At 49.4% G+C, this 21,532-nt stretch carries 23 protein-coding genes and 1 riboswitch; of the genes, 15 read left to right on the top strand and 8 right to left on the bottom strand.

Annotation, left to right across the window (positions count from 1 at the left end; translation table 11 throughout):
- Positions 1–20: 20 nt before the first annotated feature.
- The gene (locus tag ICL80_RS12085; RefSeq protein WP_194212609.1) at positions 21–953 is read right to left on the bottom strand and encodes a hypothetical protein; all 933 of its coding nucleotides are present in this window, start codon (positions 951–953) and stop codon (positions 21–23) included.
- A gap of 220 nt (positions 954–1,173) precedes the next feature.
- Positions 1,174–1,304, top strand: a riboswitch (TPP riboswitch).
- Here ICL80_RS12085 and thiC point away from each other — a divergent pair.
- Positions 1,301–3,139 (top strand): phosphomethylpyrimidine synthase ThiC, encoded by a 1,839-nt coding sequence (gene thiC, locus ICL80_RS12080; protein ID WP_194212608.1) that lies wholly within the window; start codon positions 1,301–1,303, stop codon positions 3,137–3,139. (Overlaps the previous riboswitch by 4 nt.)
- A gap of 191 nt (positions 3,140–3,330) precedes the next feature.
- Here thiC and ICL80_RS18275 read toward each other — a convergent pair whose 3' ends face one another.
- Entirely contained in the window at positions 3,331–3,537 is a 207-nt protein-coding gene (locus ICL80_RS18275) for a hypothetical protein (RefSeq protein ID WP_380082148.1), read from the bottom strand.
- 285 nt (positions 3,538–3,822) lie between these two features.
- Between ICL80_RS18275 and ICL80_RS12075 the strand changes: the two genes are divergently transcribed.
- From ICL80_RS12075 to ICL80_RS12040, 7 genes are all read left to right on the top strand, one after another.
- Positions 3,823–4,146: a helix-turn-helix domain-containing protein gene (locus ICL80_RS12075; RefSeq protein WP_194212607.1), complete on the top strand. Its 324-nt coding sequence runs from the start codon at positions 3,823–3,825 to the stop codon at positions 4,144–4,146.
- The gene (locus tag ICL80_RS12070; protein WP_194212606.1) at positions 4,139–4,924 is read left to right on the top strand and encodes an ImmA/IrrE family metallo-endopeptidase; all 786 of its coding nucleotides are present in this window, start codon (positions 4,139–4,141) and stop codon (positions 4,922–4,924) included. The genes ICL80_RS12075 and ICL80_RS12070 overlap by 8 nt, the downstream gene beginning before the upstream one ends.
- A 569-nt stretch (positions 4,925–5,493) precedes the next feature.
- Positions 5,494–6,000: a YybH family protein gene (locus tag ICL80_RS12060; protein WP_194212596.1), complete on the top strand. Its 507-nt coding sequence runs from the start codon at positions 5,494–5,496 to the stop codon at positions 5,998–6,000.
- A gap of 206 nt (positions 6,001–6,206) precedes the next feature.
- The gene (locus ICL80_RS12055; RefSeq protein ID WP_194212594.1) at positions 6,207–6,590 is read left to right on the top strand and encodes a nuclear transport factor 2 family protein; all 384 of its coding nucleotides are present in this window, start codon (positions 6,207–6,209) and stop codon (positions 6,588–6,590) included.
- 52 nt (positions 6,591–6,642) lie between these two features.
- Positions 6,643–6,990 carry a nuclear transport factor 2 family protein gene (locus tag ICL80_RS12050; protein ID WP_194212592.1) on the top strand — a complete coding sequence of 116 codons (348 nt, stop codon included), beginning with the start codon at positions 6,643–6,645 and terminating at the stop codon, positions 6,988–6,990.
- 15 nt (positions 6,991–7,005) lie between these two features.
- Entirely contained in the window at positions 7,006–7,197 is a 192-nt protein-coding gene (locus tag ICL80_RS12045; RefSeq protein ID WP_194212590.1) for a hypothetical protein, read from the top strand.
- A 7-nt stretch (positions 7,198–7,204) separates the two neighbouring features.
- Positions 7,205–7,636 (top strand): DUF3574 domain-containing protein, encoded by a 432-nt coding sequence (locus tag ICL80_RS12040; protein WP_194212588.1) that lies wholly within the window; start codon positions 7,205–7,207, stop codon positions 7,634–7,636.
- A gap of 219 nt (positions 7,637–7,855) precedes the next feature.
- Here the strand turns inward: ICL80_RS12040 and ICL80_RS12035 are convergent, their stop codons facing one another.
- The gene (locus tag ICL80_RS12035) at positions 7,856–8,131 is read right to left on the bottom strand and encodes a SemiSWEET transporter (RefSeq protein WP_194212586.1); all 276 of its coding nucleotides are present in this window, start codon (positions 8,129–8,131) and stop codon (positions 7,856–7,858) included.
- A 221-nt stretch (positions 8,132–8,352) separates the two neighbouring features.
- Between ICL80_RS12035 and ICL80_RS12030 the strand changes: the two genes are divergently transcribed.
- The gene (locus ICL80_RS12030) at positions 8,353–9,168 is read left to right on the top strand and encodes a class I SAM-dependent methyltransferase (protein WP_194212584.1); all 816 of its coding nucleotides are present in this window, start codon (positions 8,353–8,355) and stop codon (positions 9,166–9,168) included.
- Between the two features lie 76 nt (positions 9,169–9,244).
- Here ICL80_RS12030 and ICL80_RS12025 read toward each other — a convergent pair whose 3' ends face one another.
- The 4 genes from ICL80_RS12025 to ICL80_RS12010 all read right to left on the bottom strand — a co-directional run bounded on the left by ICL80_RS12025 (position 9,245) and on the right by ICL80_RS12010 (position 13,090).
- Positions 9,245–10,936, bottom strand: a complete 1,692-nt coding sequence (locus tag ICL80_RS12025; RefSeq protein WP_194212582.1) for a tannase/feruloyl esterase family alpha/beta hydrolase — start codon at positions 10,934–10,936, stop codon at positions 9,245–9,247.
- 339 nt (positions 10,937–11,275) lie between these two features.
- On the bottom strand, positions 11,276–12,352 hold the full coding sequence (locus ICL80_RS12020) for an NADP(H)-dependent aldo-keto reductase (RefSeq protein ID WP_194212579.1): 1,077 nt from the start codon (positions 12,350–12,352) through the stop codon (positions 11,276–11,278).
- A gap of 45 nt (positions 12,353–12,397) precedes the next feature.
- On the bottom strand, positions 12,398–12,721 hold the full coding sequence (grxD, locus tag ICL80_RS12015) for a Grx4 family monothiol glutaredoxin (protein ID WP_194212578.1): 324 nt from the start codon (positions 12,719–12,721) through the stop codon (positions 12,398–12,400).
- Positions 12,722–12,856: 135 nt separating this feature from the next.
- On the bottom strand, positions 12,857–13,090 hold the full coding sequence (locus ICL80_RS12010; RefSeq protein ID WP_194212577.1) for a BolA/IbaG family iron-sulfur metabolism protein: 234 nt from the start codon (positions 13,088–13,090) through the stop codon (positions 12,857–12,859).
- 150 nt (positions 13,091–13,240) lie between these two features.
- Between ICL80_RS12010 and ICL80_RS12005 the strand changes: the two genes are divergently transcribed.
- From ICL80_RS12005 to ICL80_RS11980, 6 genes are all read left to right on the top strand, one after another.
- Positions 13,241–14,542 carry a glycosyltransferase family 4 protein gene (locus tag ICL80_RS12005; protein WP_194212576.1) on the top strand — a complete coding sequence of 434 codons (1,302 nt, stop codon included), beginning with the start codon at positions 13,241–13,243 and terminating at the stop codon, positions 14,540–14,542.
- A complete protein-coding gene (locus ICL80_RS12000) occupies positions 14,526–15,218 on the top strand; it encodes an SGNH/GDSL hydrolase family protein (protein ID WP_194212575.1) in 693 nt (230 codons plus the stop codon). The genes ICL80_RS12005 and ICL80_RS12000 overlap by 17 nt, the downstream gene beginning before the upstream one ends.
- 1 nt (position 15,219) lies before the next feature.
- A complete protein-coding gene (locus ICL80_RS11995; RefSeq protein ID WP_194212574.1) occupies positions 15,220–16,323 on the top strand; it encodes an acyltransferase family protein in 1,104 nt (367 codons plus the stop codon).
- Positions 16,324–16,325: 2 nt separating this feature from the next.
- Complete coding sequence (locus ICL80_RS11990) at positions 16,326–17,822, top strand: oligosaccharide flippase family protein (protein WP_194212573.1); 1,497 nt, start codon at positions 16,326–16,328, stop codon at positions 17,820–17,822.
- Between the two features lie 68 nt (positions 17,823–17,890).
- Positions 17,891–18,736: an alpha/beta hydrolase family protein gene (locus tag ICL80_RS11985; RefSeq protein ID WP_194212572.1), complete on the top strand. Its 846-nt coding sequence runs from the start codon at positions 17,891–17,893 to the stop codon at positions 18,734–18,736.
- Positions 18,737–18,740: 4 nt separating this feature from the next.
- Positions 18,741–19,154 (top strand): DUF1330 domain-containing protein, encoded by a 414-nt coding sequence (locus ICL80_RS11980; RefSeq protein ID WP_194212571.1) that lies wholly within the window; start codon positions 18,741–18,743, stop codon positions 19,152–19,154.
- A 164-nt stretch (positions 19,155–19,318) separates the two neighbouring features.
- Here the strand turns inward: ICL80_RS11980 and purL are convergent, their stop codons facing one another.
- Complete coding sequence (purL, locus tag ICL80_RS11975) at positions 19,319–21,523, bottom strand: phosphoribosylformylglycinamidine synthase subunit PurL (RefSeq protein ID WP_194212570.1); 2,205 nt, start codon at positions 21,521–21,523, stop codon at positions 19,319–19,321.
- Positions 21,524–21,532: the final 9 nt, after the last annotated feature.

Raw genomic sequence — 21,532 nt, 5'->3', positions numbered from 1 at the left:
TCCCGCATTTTTAACGCATATTAATTACTGTAAAACTGCAAATCAAGTAAAGGCGGAATGGCTTGGCCGTCCGGACCTTTGGGGCCGCGTGGCCCTTGGGGGCCTTGAGGCCACGGGCTTCTGTGCCCTGACGGCCAGCAGTCACTGCCGGGAGCACCCGCGCCGCCAGCGCCGCCCAGCCCGCCGGGGCCGCCCATGCCGGGTTTTGAGGTCAGCATAATATCGTTGTTTGATACAGGCGTGTGGTCTGGTGCTAGGCGGATAATAGCATGAATATAGCCGCCGTTACCGCCTTTGCCGCCAGCGCCGCCTTGGCCGCCGGGGCCTGCTGCGTGCCCGTCAGTGCCCATGCACTGCTTTCTTTGTGCGGCATAACCGGTTGAGCCAGTTGCACCACCTGCGCCCATCAGGCCTGCGGACAGAATCTGAAATTTCACATTTTCAGCCACAATCTGGCCGCCTGCAACGGCGCGCTCTATTATTGCGGCGGTAATTGCTGCCTGTTCGTCGGTTGTAGCCTCAGGGTAGCCGGTATCTATTTCCTGCGAAAAATCAAAAGTGGCATTATTGATGGTGACCTTCACATTCGCGCCGTTTGCCCCTAGGGGGGATAGCCGCCGTGCCATAATCTGGGTGCGGCGTTCAAAACGGCCCGTGTTGATAACCAGATCAAAACGTTCAGCAGAGGAAGGCAGTTCTAAAATCGCGCCTTGCTCCATCACAAGGCTTGAAATCGCGAGCGTGCGCACATCAGGGCACACGGTGTAGCGCTGGTTCTTGCCAATAACAATGCTGGCTGTTTCCATCTCTGCCCCGGCTTGGCACTGGGGCAACGGGTAACCCATGGTTATTTCTTGCACTGCTGCCGCGCCTGCAGGGGCGATAAGCCCGAAAAGCAGTGTGGCATATGCCGCAGTAAGAAGGGGAAACCGGTTTTTAAAAGGTCCAAACATGAAAGTATCCTTTCAGAAGCTAGACGATTGTTGCAGTAAACCACAGAATATAAGTAAATTCATATAGCCATTTTACATGTAAAAGCTGTGACAGAGAGCACGGGGGCAGGGCGTTTTGGCTATTTCCTTGCGGCCTAAAGGTGCAGCCCGCGCAATTATCACTTTATCCGTAATTCAGCCCTTGAAACACACCCCCCTGCGGCGCTATGCTGCGGCCCTTACATAAACCGAGGGGAGCCAAAGCCGAAAGGCGCGGCTGAGAGTTTGCGTCTGGCAATCCTGCCATCCAGCAAAGACCCTTAGAACCTGATCTGGCTAGCACCAGCGCAAGGGACGGAGATATACAAATGCCTGATACTGCAAATACTGATTTCACCATCACCACTGGCCCGATTTCTGGCTCGAAAAAAATCTTTGTACGCTCTGAAACAATGGATGATGTGCGTGTGCCGATGCGGGAAATTCACCTGCACCCATCCGCGAACGAAGTGCCGGTGCGTGTGTACGACACATCTGGCCCCTATACAGATGAAACCGCAAAGATCGATATATACGAGGGCCTCGCGGAACTCAGGAAAGAATGGATCCTTGCGCGCGGTGATGTGGAAGAATACGAAGGCCGCGACATTAAGCCAGAGGATAACGGCAATGCAGGTGAAAAATACCTCGCGCCTGAATTCCCGGTAAAGAAAAAGCCGCTTAAAGCCAAAGACGGCATGAACGTGACGCAGATGCACTATGCGCGCAAAGGCATTATCACGCCTGAGATGGAATTTGTTGCCATCCGTGAAAACCTTGGCCGCAAGGCGCAAGCTGAAAAGTTAAAGCGTGAGGGCGAAAGTTTTGGCGCGGAAATACCTGATTATATCACCGCTGAATTTGTGCGCAGTGAGATCGCGCGCGGCCGTGCTGTGCTGGTGAACAACGTGAACCACCCAGAGAGCGAGCCGATGATCATTGGCCGCAACTTCCTCGTTAAAATTAACGCGAACATCGGTAACTCGGCTGTTACCAGCAGCATCGCTGAAGAAGTGGACAAAATGGTGTGGGCAACGCGCTGGGGCGCTGACACCGTGATGGACCTGTCAACAGGCCGCAACATTCACAACACCCGCGAATGGATTATCCGCAACTCGCCTGTGCCAATCGGCACCGTGCCAATATACCAAGCACTTGAGAAGGTAGACGGCATCGCCGAAGACCTAACATGGGAAATTTACCGCGATACGCTGATTGAGCAGTGCGAGCAGGGCGTGGACTATTTCACCATTCATGCGGGGGTGCGCCTGCCGTTCATTCACCTGACTGCAAAACGCATTACCGGCATTGTAAGCCGCGGCGGCAGCATTATGGCCAAATGGTGCCTTGCCCACCACAAGGAAAGCTTCCTTTACACGCATTTTGAAGATATCTGCGAGATTTTGAAAAAATACGATGTCGCCTTTTCGCTTGGTGATGGTTTCCGCCCCGGCTCCATTGGTGATGCGAACGATGAAGCCCAGTTTGCAGAGCTGATAACCCTTGGTGAGCTTACCAAAATTGCGTGGAAGCATGATGTGCAGGTGTTTATTGAAGGCCCCGGCCATGTGCCGATGCACAAGATTAAAGAAAACATGGAATTGCAGCTTAAACACTGTGATGAAGCACCGTTTTACACGCTTGGGCCGCTCACGACCGATATCGCACCGGGTTATGACCATATCACCAGTGCGATTGGCGCGGCGCAGATCGGCTGGTACGGCACCGCGATGCTGTGCTATGTAACCCCGAAGGAACATTTGGGCCTGCCGGACCGGAACGACGTGAAAGAAGGTGTTATCACCTACAAGCTTGCGGCCCACGCGGCGGATTTAGCGAAAGGCCACCCTGCGAGCCAACTGCGGGATGATGCCCTTTCCCGCGCGCGCTATGAATTCCGCTGGGAAGACCAGTTTAACCTGAGCCTTGACCCAGAACGCGCCCGGGATTTCCACGACCAGACCCTGCCAAAAGAAGCACACAAGGTGGCGCACTTCTGTTCCATGTGCGGGCCAAAATTCTGCTCCATGAAAATCACTGCCGAAGTGCGCGAATTCGCGGCCAAAAAGGAAGAGGCAGAAACGGGCATGAAAGCCATGAGCGCGGAGTTCAAAAAACGCGGCTCAGAACTGTATCTGCCAGCGGATGAAGTAACTGCGGCTGAGTAACCCACTCTTTCGTCACTCGCCGGTTTAGCCGGCGAGTCCACAGCCAAGCTGCAATGATGTATGGATTACCCGGTCAGGTGGCGTTCCGCCTGCTTCGCGAGCGGGTAATGACGATTGCGTTTTGTCACCCCGTGGCTTGACCACGGGGTCCATCTCCCACGTGGTACAATGGATACCGGGATCAAGTGTTGTTACGATGTATGGCATTCATTTGAACAATAATAACAGCCATTTGATTGTTTAAAATGCTTCCTTGCCTCCGTTACTGCGGGTCTACAGGATGAAAAATCACCAAGATAAATCCGGTTTTCTGGGTTAGGCAAAAAAGAGCACCCCAATGTATGCACTTCGTGGTCACCATTTGACTGTGCGTTTTTGTTTACGTAATACTTTGACATTTCATTACCTTTTCTTTTTGTTTGGGCGTTGAGTTAAAGCTGATGCGGCTGCAGATTTTGCAGCCTTGCTTGATTTTGGGTCTTGAAGAACTTTGCCTGCAGCAGAAGCTGCTTTTTTGCTAGTTACTTCGTTGTTTTGGTTCCTAGGCATGTTGTTTTACTTTCAAAATTGGGTTAATGTTTTATCCGCAATAAAAAAGTACCCTTATTGCAATACTGAATTTAGTATAGTAAGTAGGGTATTTCAATACCCTATCCAGATGTTTTTTGCGGGAGAATGTGTAAGTGTCTGATTCTTTTGGAAAAAAAGTTCGAAAATTGAGGCAAGATCAAAGCCTCACGCTAGAAGATTTAGCTGAAAAGTTAGAGACGACAAAAAATTACGTATGGCAGTTGGAGAATAAATCACCAGCAAGACCCTCAGGTCAGTTACTTCTTAAGATCGCTGATATTTTTGAGGTTTCACCAGACTTTCTCATTGACGATTCCATCAAGGAAGAGAGTATAAATCAGCGGCATGAGGCTCTGTTCCGAAGAATTAAGAACAAAAACCTATCTAATGAAGACATAGAAAAAGCCTTAAAGATTTTGGATATGCTTGATGACTGAATATGCCAGTGTTCCACCAATTAAAGAGGCGAATAGAATTACTCGCTTGTGGAGGGAGCATGGACCAAACACCTACCCTATCGATCTGTCATTGGTCGTTGAACACATAATTAATCCGACTTTAGATGGCGAAAGACTCCATCTTGTTTATAGCGATTTTGATACTTATGATGGAATGCTAAATACAAGAGATGGAAAAAAATGGGGCGCTTTTGTTAACGAGAAAATCCCTTATAAAGGGCGTAAAAATTTTACTGCTGCTCATGAAATTTTTCATTTTTTAGCACACCGACAAACTGTCAAAGAATTCCGTTGCGGAGATCTTGAGTTATCCGATTACCGACTTAACAAGCTGGAAATTGAAGCAAATGAATTTGCATCTCATTTATTATTGCCTCCGGATAAGATACGGCCTTACGTTAATGGAGAGTTTACATATGATGCCGTTAAAGCTGTGGCAGATGACCTTGGTGCCTCAGTTTCTGCGGTTGCCTATAAGTGGTTGTCGTTAACTGCAAGGCCTGTTGCCTTTTTCCAGTCTCGTAATGGGTTTGTCTCACAAGGCTATGCTAGCGAATCTGCATACAAGCGTGGCATTTATTTTAAAGAGGAAAAAGAGATTCCACAAGGTTCATCTACCCAAAAATGCCAAGATGCATCAAATCATATTGCCTCAGGTTTTGACCCTGGATTGTGGCATCCTGAGTTAGGTGGTTATGAAGATGTGTATCAAACTTCTTTTGAAGAATTCACATATACGTTTTTACGCTTTTATTGAGTGAAATTGAACTCTGATAGTATAATATTTAATAGTATAATATTTAATTGTACCTTAATCGGGGCTGTATTCTTCTCGTGAAATGGCTTCAGAGAGAATATCCCGCATGGATTTTGTGCTTTCGCCGCTTTCAAGTGCTTCAGTGACATGTGCCTGCATCTGGTTGATTTTTTGCTGGCGTGTTTTATCCCGGCGGATAAGGTCATGGACATAATCACTGCTGTTGCTGCCTTTACGGGGCGCACCATCCCCGAATTCCGGGGATATAATACTTAATTTCCTAAACAGGCGTGGTATCCTAGTCTTCGCGGGCGGCCTTTCGGTTTTCTGCTAAAAATGCAAAGGTGCGTTCCATGCCTTTGTAGGCTCTTTACTCTGATCGCTGCCGTACAAAATATTATATTTTGTTGTGCTGCAACAGATTGTTAACTCTGCGGCGCTATACTGCGGGCAATGAACTGGGGCGAAACTCCCCCTATAACCGCTGGCCTTTCAGGTGTGGCGCACGCCGTGCGCTGGGGGCAGGGCGCTCTTGTTAAGATGGCATTAGAAAGTACCGAGATATAACTATGGCGATAAAAGTACCCCAATTTCTAGCAGCAGTGCTGCTTTTCATAAGCTTCCCGGCTTTTGGGCAGGATACGGCCCCCGCGCAACCGGCCGTGGCCCCAGTACCTACGGTGGTGGACCAAGAAAAAGCAGCAATAACAACGCAAACGGAAAAGTTTAGCGCGGCTTATATTAACGGCGATGTTTCCGGCATTATGGCGCTGTTTACAGACGGGGCCTATATTGTGCCCGTGAACGGTAATATCCTTTCAGGGCAGGGGCCAATACGGGGCTTTTGGCAGGCCGCCATGCAAAGCCCGGTGGTGGTTACATCGTTTGAAATGGTGCCCGAAACGCTGGATATTATGGGTGATTGGGCCACAGATGTGGGCTATTATAACGGCGAAACCAAGCTGCAAAACGGTAAAAAGGGCAGCTTTGGCGGGGCTTATGTTACTGTTTGGCGCAAAGCAGGGGGTGTATGGCGGATGCAGTATAGCATGTGGCGCGCGGGGCCTAAGAAATAAGCACCAGATATAAAGCGTGTCATTCGTTTCCTTGCAAAAACACCTGCCTATTAGGGGGGGCGTACGGCAATCACGGTTTGCGTGGATGCCAGAGATTTCCCTCGGTATGACAGCCATCACTTGCATAAGCCTTAAAAACTTGCCTTAATATATGTGGGGCAGTGGCCCGGTTTGGTTTATGGCTTTTGGCGAATTGGATGGCAGGAATGGCAGATCAACAGACAGAAAGCGCCGTGCGCGCTGTGATTGATGAATATGCCGCCGCCTGCCGTGCGGGCAGCACAGCGCGGCTAAAGGTGATATTCGCTGAAAATGCGCTGATGTCTGGCTATTTGGGGTCGCAGTATCTGTGTGGCAGTACCGCGCCGTTCCTTGCCTATCTGGAAAATGGCACACCGCCCGCCAAGGCAGGCACGCCTTATACATATGAAATACCTTATCTTGACTGCGCGGTAGATGTGGCCAGCGTGGTGATGAAGGAAAAGGGCTTTATGGGGATGGATTTTACCAATTATTTCCATCTTGCCTGTGTGGAAGGCCGCTGGCTTATTGTTAGCAAAACCTTTCATGTAGATGCTGTGCACAGCTAACCAGAGGTGGCTGGCGTGCACCTGCTATATTATTATAAAAGGCGAATAAGTGATGGATTATCAAGCATTTGCTGAGGAATGGATAGCCGCGTGGAACAGCCACGATCTAGACCGTATAATGGCGCATTATGCTGATGACGTGCGGTTTCGCTCGCCCCGCGCACAGCAGATTGTGGGGGTGGGCGAAGTGGTAGGCAAACCAGCACTTCGGGCTTATTGGGGCAAGGCGCTGGCGCTGGTGCCGAACCTGCATTTCACGCTTTCTGGTGTTTACAGCGGGTATGACTGTGTTGCCATTCACTATACAAACGAAAAGGGTGTCGCTGTGGTTGAAAGCATTATGTTTGGGCCGGACGGCCTTGTCAGCCTTTCAGCCGGTTGTTATGCAGCAAAAAGCTAAGACAGAGAGAAACCAGTGACAGGCGACATAAAACCCGAGCAAAAACCACCAGAAAACAGCCTCGTAACCAAGCGGTTGAACGGCAAATATATTGCCTTTGGTATTATAGCAGGCGCTCCGTTTGGTGTGGTGCTGGGCCATATTAGTATGGGCATTGTTGTTGGCTTGCTTGTTGGTATAGCTGTAGCTTACGCAAAAAAGGGGTAGGGCTGTTATGCAAAAGCTTTTCTGTGCCATTGGTATGCTGGCTGTTCTGGTCGTGCCTGCGGGCAGTGCGGTAGCCAGTTGCCCCGTTGGTACGGCAGCATGGCAGGAAACCCAGATGTTTTTTGGTCGCGGCCTGAAAGGCGGCGGTGAAGTAAGCGATAGCGAGTGGGGCGTTTTTGTGCGCGATGAAATTACCCCCCGGTTCCCAGATGGTTTTACGGTTGTTGATGCCGCCGGGTTTTGGCGCGGCTGCCCCAGCCTGCCATCTGGTGTGTGTGAACGTAGCAAGCTGCTGCTGGTGCAATATCCGGCAGAGATGGCAGACGCAGACACAAAGCTGAAAGCTATTGCGACCACTTATGCCGGGCGTTTCCACCAGCAGGCGGTTATGCGCTCAGATAGCAGCGTGTGCACGCAGTTTTACAGCGCGGATGAGTAGCGACACCTCAATCAGCCCAAGCGGCGGCGGCTACACCTTTACGCAGACTTCGGCCAATATCACTAGCTTTTCGTTTAAAACCTTTATTCAGGGCAAGCTCCAACAGGCTTGCTATTCAGCAACAGCTTGGCCTTCAGGCGCTTTCAGGTGCAAATCAGGCACCGTAGAGCGTTCTGTCGCTGTTTAGATAGTAAGTGCTATTGGCGCGCTAATAAGGCGCTAAAGCTTTCTGCCTGCGCGCACATGTTGCAGCTTTTTATATAAAATGCTGACAGCAAGGCACAGGGTAATGCCGTTTGCGACCGTTATGGGGTAATTCGCGATATAGGCCCCGTATACAAGCCACAGCAAAATACCCATTACAAACAGGCTGTACATACCCAGCGAAATGGCACTTGTGTTATCTTCGCGCCATACCTTTAAGGCCTGTGGTATAAAGGAAATTGTGGTGAGAAACGCGGCCCCGTAGCCAAGGGTGTCAATATGCAGCGCCATTCAGGCATCCTTTTAAAAGAAATATACACCTTTTCACCTCTCTACAGTATTTTAGCCAAGAAGGAAGCAGGAAGTGCCATTTTGTGCTGGGTTTTGTGCATTGATTACTAATTTTTCAGAAGTGTGATATGCTAGCCGCTAGCGCAAGCATGATGGGGTGTAAAATAGCACTAAACACTGGTATTGTACCAGTGTTGCCATATTCAATGGGGGATAGGGTTATGATCAAAACAGTATTAAAGACAGCCGTGTGTGCGGCAGCGCTCGTTGTGGCTTCTGCCAGTATGGGAACTACAGGGGCGCAGGCACAGCAAGCCGCTAACAAGCCACATGCTACAACTGATCATCTGGGTATTCAGCATTTACTTGAAGCGACAAAAGACCCACGCCGCAGTTTAGAGGACAGGGGCCGTGATCTGGCGCGCAAACCCTTGAAGGTGTTACGCTTTGTGGGTATTCAGCCGGGTATGACCGTGGTTGACCTAAACTCTGGCGGCGGCTGGTATACCGAAATTCTGTCACGCGCTGTGGGCGAAAGCGGCAAGGTATATGCCCATAATGGCCCGGTTTACTGGAACTTTGTGAAAGATAATACCGCAAAACGCTACGGCGGCGGACGGTTGCCAAATGTTACCTTGCTGCATGAAGGCACAGAGGAGCTGATAGGCGTGCCGGAAGCAAGTGTTGATGTGGTAATGACAGTGCTTGCCTACCACGATTACTGGTACAATAACGAAGCCCGTATGGCACCGGAAGATATCCCCGCTATTCTTGCGAGCATCCATAAGGCGCTAAAGCCCGGCGGTGCGTTTGTGGTGGTGGACCATGTGGCACCAGCAGGCAGCGGCACCGAGGCAGGCGATAAATATCACAGGATTGACCCGGCTATTGTAAAAGAACAGGTGCTGGCCGCAGGCTTTGCTTTCGCGGGCGAAAGCGATGCGCTGGCAAACCCGGATGATGATCATATAAAAAGCCCATTTGACCCAAGCATCAGGGGTAAAACTGACAGGTTTATCTTTAAATTTGTGAAATAGTGTTATGAAAGCTATAGCGATAAAAAAAACAGCGGGGCTTGCCCCGCTGTTTGCATGTGTGTGTACCTGTAAAGGCTTAGTCAGTTACCTTTATGAAGCTTTCAGCTTTGTTTGGGTCGCCCTTGCCGCTATATTTTGAATAGGCAGGGAAGGGAAACTCTGGCCTGCGGCGCAGGGGTGTGCTGCCCGGTTCATCTTCCATCATCAACTGTGTTGGGGCAATACCCTTTTCAACCCAGTTCATAAGCGGGTGAATTGCATCGAACACATAGGGGCCTGTGCCACCGCTACCGTGTACCATGCCTGGCACCAGATAAAGCTGGGCAAAGTCGTCTACAACTTCTGCACCCATTTCATCGCGCACTTCTTTGAACCAGTCTTTTGTCATGTTGGCGGTGATCATGGCATCAGCCCAGCCGTGCACAATAATCATCTTGCCGCCAGCCTCTTTGAAAGGCGTCATGTCTGTGGCATCTGGGTCAAGAATTTTTGCCATTTCATTCATCGCGGGTAGGTTTTCCAGATAGTCAAACGTGCGCCAATCATAGCCGGGGCCGGGGTTGTCTGGTGTTACCATATAGCGAAGGCCGGTTGCTGCGCCTGTTAGAGAGAATGTTTTTTCATCACTACCTCGTACAGGCAGGTTTGCCCGTGCCCAGTCAAATTCTGAACCACGATCCATCGGGTATTCAAAATACACTGTACCGTCTGCCGTTGTTGGGTTTTGATACTGTTTGGCAACGGCTTCAACCTGAGCTTCATTCAGGCATTCATTATCTGCTTCTGACTGGCCGGGTTTGCAGAGCAATACAGCAGGATCAAAGTCGCAAATGTTGGGGTTATCGATCACGCCGTTTACGAGGCCGTCATATGCATCACAGGCATCAAGCACAGCTTTGTTAATGATCGGCAGCTTGTCGCTGTATATGACAGGGTTTTTCCCGTCTGGATGCACGGCAAGGGCTGTCCATGTAAAGCCTGCTGCGTTTTTGGCATTATAATGCACAACAGGTGCTTTTGAAATAATGCCGTCAAAGTCGGTGGGGTAACGCTGTGCTGCAAATAGCCCTGCGTTCCCGCCTTTTGAAAAACCTGCTAGGTAGCTGTATTTTGGCTTTTCACCGTAAAAAGCTTCGGCAATGGCTTTCCCAACCTGTGCTGTAACGTGGTTTGCCTTATGAGCAAAATATTCACGTGCACGCATGTCTTGATGTGCCCAAATACCATCAAAGGGCGCCCGGCTATAATGGCCACCGTTGTTAGTGAGGGTGGCAAAGCCGCTGTTCAGGCCCGGTACTGGCATTTCTGGGCCAACACGACCACACCATGCATCGCATGCTGCCAGCATGAAGCGCTCGTTCCAGTTATCAACAGGGGGCAGCATCATGGAAAATTGGACATGCGGTGTTACATAGCCTTCTACAAGGCAGTGTGCTGGAAAATATTCAAGCTCTGGTGTTGGTATGCCCTGACTATGGCCGCGTTTTTTGAAGTATACACTCTGATACTTGCTATCCGCTTTTTTGTCGATGACCACTTCGGTGCGAACCACGCGGCCCGGCATATCACCCACGTCTTCAAGGTCGATTTGGTTCATGGCTTCACACTGTGCTGCGAATGTGTCGAAATCCTTGATGTGTGCTTTTTGGTTTGGTGCTGCATAGGCTGTACCTGCAAGCGCAGGAATAAACCCTGTTGCCCCACTTGCAATCATGATAGCCCCGGCCAGCACCGTGCTGGTAACGCGTTTCCAGTTTAATTTTTTCATTTGATATTCTCCATACACATAATGTGCATCTTGTGCTCCCATACAGATTTAACCCTATGTCATAGCTAATTGTGCCCTGCCAATGACAATGAGTAGTTGTTGCTCCTGCATTTATGAAACTATTAATTTCGATATTTTAAATGAGGATGAAGAATGTTTCCCCATCTAAACGCTGTTTAATGCAGAATGTGTGGACTATTAAATATAAAATATCGAAATTATACAAGTAAAATATCGATCACATGTTCGGAAATGGCGGTAAGGATGGTCACGTTTTTGTGAAACCCTTGGGCAGATACCGAGCGATCAAGGCTTTAGAGAGCTATTGTGCCCTAGATATTAAGGGCAAGGGACAGGGAACTCTGTCTCTATTGCATCTATTTCCGCGAGGATCTCTTGAGAGAGGGTGATATGGTGGCTATCAAGATTGCTTTTTAACTGTTCCAGTGATGTTGCGCCAATAATATTACTGGTGAGGAACGCTTGCTGGTTGACAAAAGCATTTGCCATTTGTGCTGGGTCAAGCCCATGTTTACGGGCGAGGGCTACGTATTTTTCCATTGCGGCAAGGCCTAGTGGCTTGAGAAAGCGATTAAAGGTTTTGCCGTATAGTGTGAAGCGGGCGCCCTCTGGCTGGGCACCACCCGCGTATTTGCCGCTTAAGATACCGCCTGCAATGGGCGAGTAAGCAAGAAGGCCAACCTGCTCATGCACCGCAATTTCGGCAAGGCCAATCTCAAAGGAACGATTAAGAAAGTTGTACGGGTTTTGAATGCTGGCAACCCTTGGCAAGCCTTCTTTTTCGGCTAAGGATAGGGCATGCATAACACCCCAAGGTGTTTCGTTTGAGACGCCGACAGCGCGAATTTTACCAGCCTTTACAAGATCAGCCATCGCGCCAAGTGTTTCGCTAAGGGGTATGTCTGACTTGTTTTCTTTGGCTTTTATACCGCGTTCAGCAGGGTACCGCAGTACACCAAACATATTAACCGGCCTGCTGGGCCAATGAAGCTGGTATAGGTCAATGTAATCTGTTTTCAGGCGCTTCAGGCTGGCATCACATGCTTCAATAACGGATTGGTAGTCAAGATCACTTTTACCATCGTTTTGAAGGTGTGGCCGGATATAGTCAATATCCGTACGCGGCCCGGCAATTTTTGAGGCAATAATCACGTCACTGCGCTTACCGCTTTTAGCAAGCCAGCTACCAATTATTTCTTCGGTTTTGCCGTACGTTTCCTGTGTTGGCGGCACAGCATACATTTCGGCTGTATCGATAAAGTTTACACCAGCATCGAGGGCGAGATCAATTTGCGCGTGGCCTTCTTCCTCGGTGTTTTGTTTGCCCCATGTCATGCTGCCAAGGCAGATTTTACTAACAAAAATACCGGTACGGCCAAGCTCACGCTTTTCCATGATAGCCCTCATTATTTGCTGGTGTGCTGTATGCTGGTGCAGGCTTTAGTTTGCCTGCACACCTTTTTCGGTCAGAAGCTGCTGTAATTCGCCAGTTTCAAACATTTCGCGTACGATGTCACAGCCGCCAACAAACTCGCCTTTAATATAAAGCTGTGGGATTGTTGGCCAATCTGAAAAGGTTTTGATACCTTCACGCAGTTCAGCATCTTCCAGTACATTATAGGTTTTATACTCTACGCCCAGATGCTGGATAACTTGGCTCACAACAGAGGAAAAACCACACTGCGGGAAAACCGGTGTGCCTTTCATAAACAGAACAACATCGTCACTGTTTACATAGCCTTGGATACGCTCTGAAATACTCATGATATAATTCCTGATTTGGTATGTCCTTGCCGCTAGAGATAGGCGCAATTCCGCTCTGCGACAAGGGGGGACTATAAAATTAAGACCAAAATGGTCAGAAAACAGGCCAAATTTCTATGAATCAGGCCTATTGGTCTATTCTGGTGCGCTGGTTTGAAGGGCAAGAGCGTGTAGTTCGCCGCCCATACGGCCTTTTAGGCTGCTGTAAACCATTTGGTGTTGCTGAACACGTGATTTGCCGCGAAAGCCCTCATAAACAACATGAGCGGCATAATGATCACCATCACCGCGCAGGTCTTCTATTTTTACGATTGCGCCCGGAAGGCCTTCCTTGATCAGCTTTACAATATCGTCTTGCGACATCGCCATAACATATAATCCCTAAATATAATTGTTAGTCTGAACTTCTTTATAGCAGGGGTAAATAGCATTCGTCACCCTTTTGGTTGTAAGATTTTCTTTTGTGGTAGAGGCTTCAATGGTATGTCACAAAAGAAAAAATAGTTCAGGCTGAGATTTATGGTTCAAAGCGGCGGAAAATGCTTGCTGATTTCAACGCATCATTTGCCCCTCGTTGGGGGTGCACTTACTGTTTATGACGCTTTGGCGCGGTATGGCGTTGGTCGTATTGAAATATTAACGGCAAGCCATGATTATCATAGCGGCGAAGAAGTTGCTGGTTGGCGCGAATTTGATGCTCATGCTGGTTACATTATCCACAGGCTTTCTGCCTTGCGCGTTGGGAAAGGTATTTCTCCGCGCTCAAACCCTCTTCAATGGCTCAAGCTTTCGCTTACCAGCCGTCTGGTTCGGAAACGGGTGTTACGGGCGGTCAGAACGCTTTTAAGCGATGGTGGCTATAGTTGCTTGTGCATTGGTGATATGGGCTTTTTGGGCTGGATTGCTAACCATAAAAAAATATTGGGTGGGATTCGCATCGTTCAATATGTTCACGGTGAAGAAGTTTCACAGCAGGCGCATTCAGCCCGTGCAGAGAAAGCCCGTCGTGCTATTCTGGATAAAGTTGACGGCATTATAACCGTGAGCAGGTTCACAGCCGATATTTTGATCGAAAAAGGTGTTGCGCCAGATAAAATACTGGTGAGCCACAACGGTGTTGACCTAAATCGTTTTACCGGGGTGTTGCCGCCGAACGCGCGCTCCGATCTTGATTTACCCCTTGGGCCTCTTGTTTTTTCGCTTGGTAGGCTCGTTGCGCGTAAAGGTTTTGATACGCTTATTGAGGCGTGGCCTTTTGTGCTGGAAAAAATCCCAAATGCGTCGCTTATTATCGGTGGTATTGGTATGGAAGAGCAGGCATTGAAGGGGCAGGTGCAAGCTTTAAATCTTCAGCGGAATATAACCTTTTTAGGTGCTGTATCAGAGGAATGTTTAGCCCGTTATTATGGTGCGGCAGATGTTTTTGCCCTGCCTAACAGAACCATGCCAGACGGTGAAACAGAGGGTTTTGGCCTTGTTTTTCTGGAGGCTGCGGCAATGGCAACACCGTCTGTTGGGGGACGGGCAGGCGGTGCAGTAGAAGCTATAGTAAACGGTGAAACCGGCTTTCTTGTTACCCCCACATCACCAAAGGAAATTGCAGAAGCTATATGCCGTTTACTACAAGATGACGGCTTGCGGTCACAGATGGGGCAAGCGGCGCGGCTGCATGCTGAGCAAAATGGCTGGCATGAAAAAGTGCAGGCATTTTTAGCATTTACAGCAGATGCGCAGGCCTTAACAGGTCTGAAAAGCGATACACTGGTTCAGGGTGATAGGCCTGACCTCGGGGTGAAAAGCCAAAATGAAAAAACTTTATAAAGTTGGTATCGCACTTTTTATTCTGCTTGCTTTGGCGCGCCTTTTTGTGTCGGCTTCAAAAGAGGTGGAAAGGGACGGCGCGGGTTATCATAAAACCACAACAGCGCACTATAACCGGCTGGATGGCAATATTGAGCCGGGGGCGATTTTGTTTATCGGCTCTAGTTCTGTTGCGGGCATGAATGTATCCGATATTACGAACCGGGCCGTAAACCTGGGTATTGGCGGTGAAAAAAGTGATCAAACGCTTGCGCGGATGCAGGCCTATCAGTCTGTTGATCAGGCAGCGGCTGTTTTTTTGGCAATTGGTTTTAATGACTTGAAGGCAGGCAGGGATGCAGGTGCCGTCGCCGCGACCATTCACCAAATACTCGAGCTTATTCCAGAGGGCATACCCCTTGTCTTATCTTCTGTGCAGGTGCTTTTGCAAAAGTCTGCTGGCCTGCCAGAACCAGAGGCTTTTAATCATAAGGTCAGGGCGCTTAACAGTACCCTTGCTGCTATGTGCGAGAAACGCGGTTTATGCACCTTTGTTGATATTAACCGCCTTGGCTGTGTAGAAGGTGTCGTGGCAAAAGACTTGCGGGAAAATGATGGAATACATTTGAATTTTGCAGGGTATAATTGTTTTAAAAACATATTAAAAACAATATTTTATGAGTTAAATTTAAAGTAATATGGAAAATAATCGCATTTTGTATATGGACCCTGCGCGCAGTATTTTAATGCTGTTGGGCGTTGTTTTGCATGCAGCAAATGTATATGCGGTTTCCACAAGCTGGGTGGTAAACGACCCAGATAATCATCAGGCCTTTGACTGGATAACAGCTGTTATTCATGAATTTAGAATGCCTACTTTTTTCCTCATTTCTGGTTTTTTCTGTAGCCTAACGCTAGACCGGTACGGGGTAGCTGTATTCTTGCAAAAGCGTTTGCCGCGTATTGCACTTCCCATACTAGCGGTTTGGGGCTTCATTATTGTGCCCCGGGTTTATATGACAAATTCACTGGGCTATACGGACGTAACATTATGGCCAATAGACTGGAATTCCTTATGGGAAAACATCTATCACCTGTGGTTTCTGTTTTACATCCTGCTTTATTTTTTAGTAGCGCCCTTTCTTGCGCCTGTAATACGGCTTGTGCATTCTATCGACAGAAAACTGCACAGCAGTAATGGGCTGATAAAATTTTGTTTATTTATGGGCTTTAGCGGGCTTTTTCTAGGTGGCTTTTTAGCCTTGGTTATGGCGGCTTATCTCAAGCCATACCTGTATGAAGGCCTGCGGTTTTTTGGCTCTCTATACCATGTATTATATTACTTCCTGTTCTTTCTGGCAGGGATGCTCTTGAAAGAAAGTGTCAGGGTGCGGGCTGCTTTTCTAACCTATGGGTGGCTGTTATGGCTGCTGGTGTTTGCGGCGATACTCACCCTGTCCGAAATCAACCCTCATTCTTTTATGGGCCGGGCTGTTACTAATGTTTACGGTGGTGCACTTGCCTTGGCGTCTGTGCATCTGACACTTTTTATATTTTCGCGGTTTTTTGACCGGCCATCAAAGCTTTGGCTGTATTTATCAGATGCCTCTTATTCGGTTTACCTGTTGCACCACGGGATTGTCATTCTTGCGGCCATTGGGTTGATGGGCACATCACTGCCGGTGCTTATAAAGTTTCTCATTGTGTGTGTGACCGGCTTTTTGGTGCCGCTCGCCCTTCATGAATATCTTATACTCAGGATTCCAGTATTGCGGCTGCTGTTTAATGGGCGCAGGGTATAGCGATGACTGATGTGCAAGCAGAACAGGAAGATATTGGCCGCCAGGTTGCCCACGGTGCGCTGTGGACCTTGTCGATGCGCCTTATCGTGCGCTTGTTTGGCCTTGTGAATATCGCCATTCTGGCGCGGTTGATTACAAAAGAAGATTTTGGCCTTGTTGCTCTTTTGATGTCAACTTCGGCGGTTTTGTTACTGCTCCTTGAAATTATTGTACGGGTTGCGCTGGTGCGGCTCCCGGCTATTCAGCCAAAACACTACGGCGCGGCATTTATTATGCGGTTGCTGGCAGGGGCTATTGCCGGGCTTGTTTTGGTTATATCAGCCCGCTATTTAGCCGCGTATTTCGGTGAACCAAGACTGGAGGGCGCGCTTTATGTTTTTGCGGCCATTACCTTTGTTGAGGGTCTTACAAGCTCGTGGGTGGTTGCGTTCCAGCGCAATCTAGAGTTTTCGAAAGACTTTGCTTTTGAGGTGAGTGTCGGTGTCGCGCGTGCGATAGCCTGCATTGCTTTTGCATTCTGGTTTCGTGATTTCTGGGCGCTTATTGCCGGTATGGCTGTTGCCGCGTGTTTGCGGGTTATTATTAGCCATATCATGTGTTATGGCCAAAGTCTGAAAACTGACATGCAGGCGATGCGTGATATATGGCTGGCGTGCAAGTGGTTATCGATTGAGGCTATCGCCGCATTTGTTGAAGAACGCACGGACCGGCTTATTTTGGGCAAGGTGGGTACAACAGCGCAGCTTGGCGTGTTTTCAATGGTGATAGACCTTGTTATGCTGCCCATCGGTAACCTGATATTACCGCTTGGGCGGGCAGTACTGCCGGGCTTGCATAAGCTAAGGTCACAGTCGCCAGACAAGATTGCAGCGGCATACGGGGCTGCCGTCAGCAGTATGATCGCAATTAGCTTGCCCGTGGGGGCTGGCCTTGTGATGGCGGCTGACCCGCTTATTCGCACACTTTTGGGCGACAAATGGGAAGAGGCTATCATTCTGCTGCAATACCTAGCCCCCTTTATGATTGCAGAAAGCGTCATGGCGAGTTTTAATCAGGTACTGATTGCAGACGGTAAGCTTCGTATCATCACTGTGCTGCGCTGGGCGCGTACACTTATTTATCTGCCAGCCATGTATGCAGGGTTTGTATGGGACGGGCTTGAAGGCGCGGTTTTTGCCAAGTCTGTTATCGCGGTTATTATGGTTTTACCATGTTATTTTGCGCTTGTACGTGGTGGGCGTGTTCGGTGGGGGCAGGAAGCATGGCAAATGCTGCGATCTGTGTTTGCCTGCGCTGTTATGCTGCTATTCTGGCACGAAACATTGCCTTTACTACAGGCGATTAGCCCTATTTCGTGGGTGCAGCTTGTCTGTGTAGCGATAGAGGGTGCAGCTATATACGGGACAGCTTTGTATACTGTTTGGTGGCTCACAGGCTCAGGGGACGGTATTGAACGCCGTATGGTAACACTTGCCGCACAAAAGCTGGCTCGCAGTTAGCGAGTTGACCTGCGCCAGCATCAGCCTAGTTTCAGGTGAGCAATCTACTTAATAAAAAGGGGTAGTGTGTGAGGGACAAGCACATTTTACAGGCGCAGAACGGGGCGGAAATTCCGGTCACGCTTTATATGCCACAAAACGCACCTACTGCTGTGGTGCTGTTTATTCCCGCGCTCGGCGTAAAAGCTCGTTTTTATGACCGTACGGCAATGGGCCTTGCAGAAGCTGGTGTGGCGGTTGTGCTTATGGAGCAGCGCGGCCACGGTGATAGCCCCTACAGGGCATCGCGCACTTGTGATTTTGGCTATCAGCATTACCTGGAGGAAGATATACCCACCATTCGGGCATGGGTACACGAGCGTTTTATTGGTACTCCGTTTTATATGGGGGGCCACAGCCTTGGCGGTCATATGGCGAGCATGGCCGCAGGCCTGCAACCAGCGGGAATAGAGGGTATTTTTCATATAGCCTGTGTTTTCCCGGCGTACCGATACTATGAGGGTAAATCAGGTTTTCTTATCCGGTATTTATGTGCGGTTATTAGGCCTGTAACATGGCTTTTAGGCTATTATCCGGGTGAAAAAATTGGTTTTGGTGCACGCGAATTTCGCCAACTTATGCTGGATTGGCGGCACTGGGCGGTTGGTGGTGACTATAACTTTGGCCCGTACCCGGGGCTGGAGGCAAAAATGGCGGCTTATAAGGGCAGGTTCCTTTCTATTGAGGTGGCGGGTGACACATTCGCGAGCACTGCGGCCTTCCATAAAGTGCGCAGCGTTATGGCGGGAACAACTCTTACGGCAGTGCAACTGACATCAGTCGAGCAGGGCGAGTTTACCGGCCATTTTATGTGGGCAAAAAAGCCGGACGGTGCCGTGCAGGCAGTGTTGCGCTGGCTACACAATAAAGGATAATGCAATGAGCTATATTGACCCAGAGCGCGAACAGTTTGAGGCATTTAAGGCCCTGCCACGGGATACGCCTATTAATATGATCAACCTTGTTAAACTAAAAGAAACAGCGGTTTATGAAGATGGCACTTCAGTGAGCGGGGCGGACGCCTATAAGGCGTACGGCAAGGCAAGTGGTCCCGTTTTTACCCGTGTAGGCGGTACAATTATCTGGCGTGGCAGGCCAGAGGGTGTACTTATTGGCCCCCTAGACGAAACATGGGATATCGCCTTTATTGCACGGTACCCAAATGCCGCCGCCTTTATGGAAATGGTAACAGACGCTGAATACCGTAAAGCCGTAAAACACCGCCAAGCGGCTGTGGAAACTAGCAGGCTAATACGATGCGCTGATCTTGAGGGGGCCACCAAATTTGGCTGATTAAAGCTCATGAAAAAACGATAATCGGTAGACTCTGCCTGTCCGTTTTCCATGTAGGTTGGTTTATTTGAATTATAGTTAGGGTAGTTCTTTTCCTATCAAGAATCATAGAAAAAAAGGCGCCAGGTAGGACGCCTTTTTCGTATTACTGTGTTTATGGGTGCTTACTCAGCCGCCGCCATAAAGCGGGGGAACCAGCCTTCGTGTGCGTCTGTAAGGTCGGTAAGCGCAATATCAACCGTACTTGCATTAACAGTAAGCCTTGTACCGCCGGTTGTACCAAGCACACTTACAGGAATACCAGCGTCATTTGCTTCCTCGATAATAGCCTCTGCTGTTTGCACATCTGCGGCCACAAGGTAACGGGCCTGTGTTTCACTAAACAGGTGCACATGAAGCGGCAAGGCTGCATCCACAGTGATGGTGGCGCCGATACCGCCTGCGATAGCCATATCACTTAAAGCCGCAATCAGGCCGCCGTCTGCAATATCGTGACAGGTGGTTATTTGGCCGTTTTCAATAAGGGCGCGGATAAAGTCGCCGTTACGGCGCTCTGCTTTCAGGTCTACAATAGGTGGCAGGCCTTCGTCTTTACCCAGAATTTCTTTCTGGTACAAGCTTGCGCCAAGCTCATCTTTGGTTTCGCCGATCAGCAAGATGGTATCGCCCGCTTCCTTAAAAGACACGGTTGCGATTTTACTGCTGTCTTTCATCACACCAACGCCGCCAATGGCAGGGGTGGGCAGAATGCCCGAGCCATTGGTTTCGTTATAGAGTGATACGTTACCAGATATGATCGGGTAATCGAGCGCGATACAGGCTTCACCCATGCCCTCGAGGCAGCCAACAAACTGGCCCATAATATCAGGCCGCTCGGGGTTGCCAAAGTTCAGGCAGTTGGTGATGGCAAGCGGCAGGCCGCCGGTTGCCGTGATGTTGCGCCATGTCTCTGCTACCGCTTGCTTGCCACCTTCGTGGGGGTCTGCATAGCAGTAACGTGGGGTAACATCGGTGCTGATTGCCAGCGCTTTTGGTGTGCCGTGTACCCGCACAACAGCCGCATCGCCGCCGGGGCGGGCGATTGTATCGCCCATAACCATATGGTCATACTGTTCCCATATCCAGCGGCGGGATGAAAGGTTTGGCCCGCCTATAAGGTCCAGCACAGCTTTATTAAGGTCTGTTGGGGCTGGTACTGTGGCAGTTTCGCGCTTAGGGGGTATGTTATAGGGGCGCTCATACTGGGGTGCATCTTCAACAAGGCTGTCAATTGGCATGTCGCCCACTGTTTCACCCTTGAAGGTGAGGGTTAGTTTGCCAGTGTCGGTAATTTCGCCGATCACAGCAAAATCAAGTTCCCATTTCTCGAAAATGGCTTTGGCCATGGCTTCGCGGCCCGGCTTTAAAACCATTAGCATGCGTTCCTGACTTTCAGACAGGCACATTTCGTAGGGTGTCATGTTTTCTTCGCGCTGCGGCACGTTATCTAGATTCAGCTCAAAACCAACGCCGCCTTTTGATGCCATTTCAACGCTTGAGGACGTGAGACCAGCGGCCCCCATATCCTGAATGGCAATAATCGCATCTGTTGCCATTAATTCAAGGCAGGCTTCGATCAGCAGCTTTTCGGTGAAGGGGTCCCCAACTTGAACAGTAGGGCGTTTTTCTTCACTGTCTTCGGTGAATTCAGCAGAGGCCATTGTCGCACCGTGAATACCGTCACGGCCCGTTTTAGAGCCGACATAAACAACAGGGTTACCAACGCCAGCCGCAGCTGAGTAAAAAATTTTGTCTTGGTCAGCGATGCCAACGGTCATGGCATTGACCAGAATATTGCCGTTGTAGGACGGGTCAAAGTTGGTTTCGCCGCCCACTGTTGGTACACCCACGCAGTTACCGTAGCCGCCAATACCCGCCACAACACCAGACACTAAATGGCGCGTTTTTGGGTGAGATGGCTCACCAAATCGAAGGGCGTTCATGTTGGCAACAGGGCGTGCACCCATGGTGAACACATCACGCAGAATGCCGCCAACACCGGTTGCAGCACCTTGGTATGGTTCAATGTAAGAAGGGTGGTTGTGGCTTTCCATTTTAAAAATGGCAGCCTGTCCGTCGCCGATATCAATAACACCGGCATTTTCGCCCGGACCACAAATAACCCAAGGGGCTTTGGTTGGCAGCTTTTTAAGATGCACCCGCGATGATTTATAAGAGCAATGTTCAGACCACATCACACTATATATACCAAGTTCGGTAATATTGGGTTCGCGGCCAAGCGCGCCCTTGATGCGCTCATATTCCTCAACCGTCAGGCCGTGTTCTTTTACAAGCTCAGGGGTAATTTTCACATCATTCACGTTGGTCATTATCTATAC

Source organism: Kordiimonas pumila, assembly GCF_015240255.1.
Classification (GTDB): Bacteria; Pseudomonadota; Alphaproteobacteria; order Sphingomonadales; family Kordiimonadaceae; genus Kordiimonas; species Kordiimonas pumila.
Note: the sequence above shows the minus strand (reverse complement) of the source record. Positions and strands in the feature narration are given on the sequence as shown.

Bases quoted from the DNA above. Each gene is read 5' to 3' on its own strand.
- ICL80_RS12020 (WP_194212579.1), bottom strand. From the start codon at position 12,352: ATGGAAAAGCGTGAGCTTGGCCGTACCGGTATTTTTGTTAGTAAAATC.
- grxD (WP_194212578.1), bottom strand. From the start codon at position 12,721: ATGAGTATTTCAGAGCGTATCCAAGGCTATGTAAACAGTGACGATGTT.
- ICL80_RS12085 (WP_194212609.1), bottom strand. From the start codon at position 953: ATGTTTGGACCTTTTAAAAACCGGTTTCCCCTTCTTACTGCGGCATAT.
- ICL80_RS12060 (WP_194212596.1), top strand. From the start codon at position 5,494: ATGGCGATAAAAGTACCCCAATTTCTAGCAGCAGTGCTGCTTTTCATA.
- ICL80_RS12005 (WP_194212576.1), top strand. From the start codon at position 13,241: ATGGTTCAAAGCGGCGGAAAATGCTTGCTGATTTCAACGCATCATTTG.
- ICL80_RS12050 (WP_194212592.1), top strand. From the start codon at position 6,643: ATGGATTATCAAGCATTTGCTGAGGAATGGATAGCCGCGTGGAACAGC.
- ICL80_RS11995 (WP_194212574.1), top strand. From the start codon at position 15,220: ATGGAAAATAATCGCATTTTGTATATGGACCCTGCGCGCAGTATTTTA.
- ICL80_RS12055 (WP_194212594.1), top strand. From the start codon at position 6,207: ATGGCAGATCAACAGACAGAAAGCGCCGTGCGCGCTGTGATTGATGAA.
- ICL80_RS11980 (WP_194212571.1), top strand. From the start codon at position 18,741: ATGAGCTATATTGACCCAGAGCGCGAACAGTTTGAGGCATTTAAGGCC.
- ICL80_RS12030 (WP_194212584.1), top strand. From the start codon at position 8,353: ATGATCAAAACAGTATTAAAGACAGCCGTGTGTGCGGCAGCGCTCGTT.
- ICL80_RS12000 (WP_194212575.1), top strand. From the start codon at position 14,526: ATGAAAAAACTTTATAAAGTTGGTATCGCACTTTTTATTCTGCTTGCT.
- ICL80_RS12035 (WP_194212586.1), bottom strand. From the start codon at position 8,131: ATGGCGCTGCATATTGACACCCTTGGCTACGGGGCCGCGTTTCTCACC.
- ICL80_RS18275 (WP_380082148.1), bottom strand. From the start codon at position 3,537: ATGTCAAAGTATTACGTAAACAAAAACGCACAGTCAAATGGTGACCAC.
- ICL80_RS12010 (WP_194212577.1), bottom strand. From the start codon at position 13,090: ATGGCGATGTCGCAAGACGATATTGTAAAGCTGATCAAGGAAGGCCTT.
- ICL80_RS12070 (WP_194212606.1), top strand. From the start codon at position 4,139: ATGACTGAATATGCCAGTGTTCCACCAATTAAAGAGGCGAATAGAATT.
- ICL80_RS12025 (WP_194212582.1), bottom strand. From the start codon at position 10,936: ATGAAAAAATTAAACTGGAAACGCGTTACCAGCACGGTGCTGGCCGGG.
- ICL80_RS12040 (WP_194212588.1), top strand. From the start codon at position 7,205: ATGCAAAAGCTTTTCTGTGCCATTGGTATGCTGGCTGTTCTGGTCGTG.
- thiC (WP_194212608.1), top strand. From the start codon at position 1,301: ATGCCTGATACTGCAAATACTGATTTCACCATCACCACTGGCCCGATT.
- ICL80_RS11990 (WP_194212573.1), top strand. From the start codon at position 16,326: ATGACTGATGTGCAAGCAGAACAGGAAGATATTGGCCGCCAGGTTGCC.
- purL (WP_194212570.1), bottom strand. From the start codon at position 21,523: ATGACCAACGTGAATGATGTGAAAATTACCCCTGAGCTTGTAAAAGAA.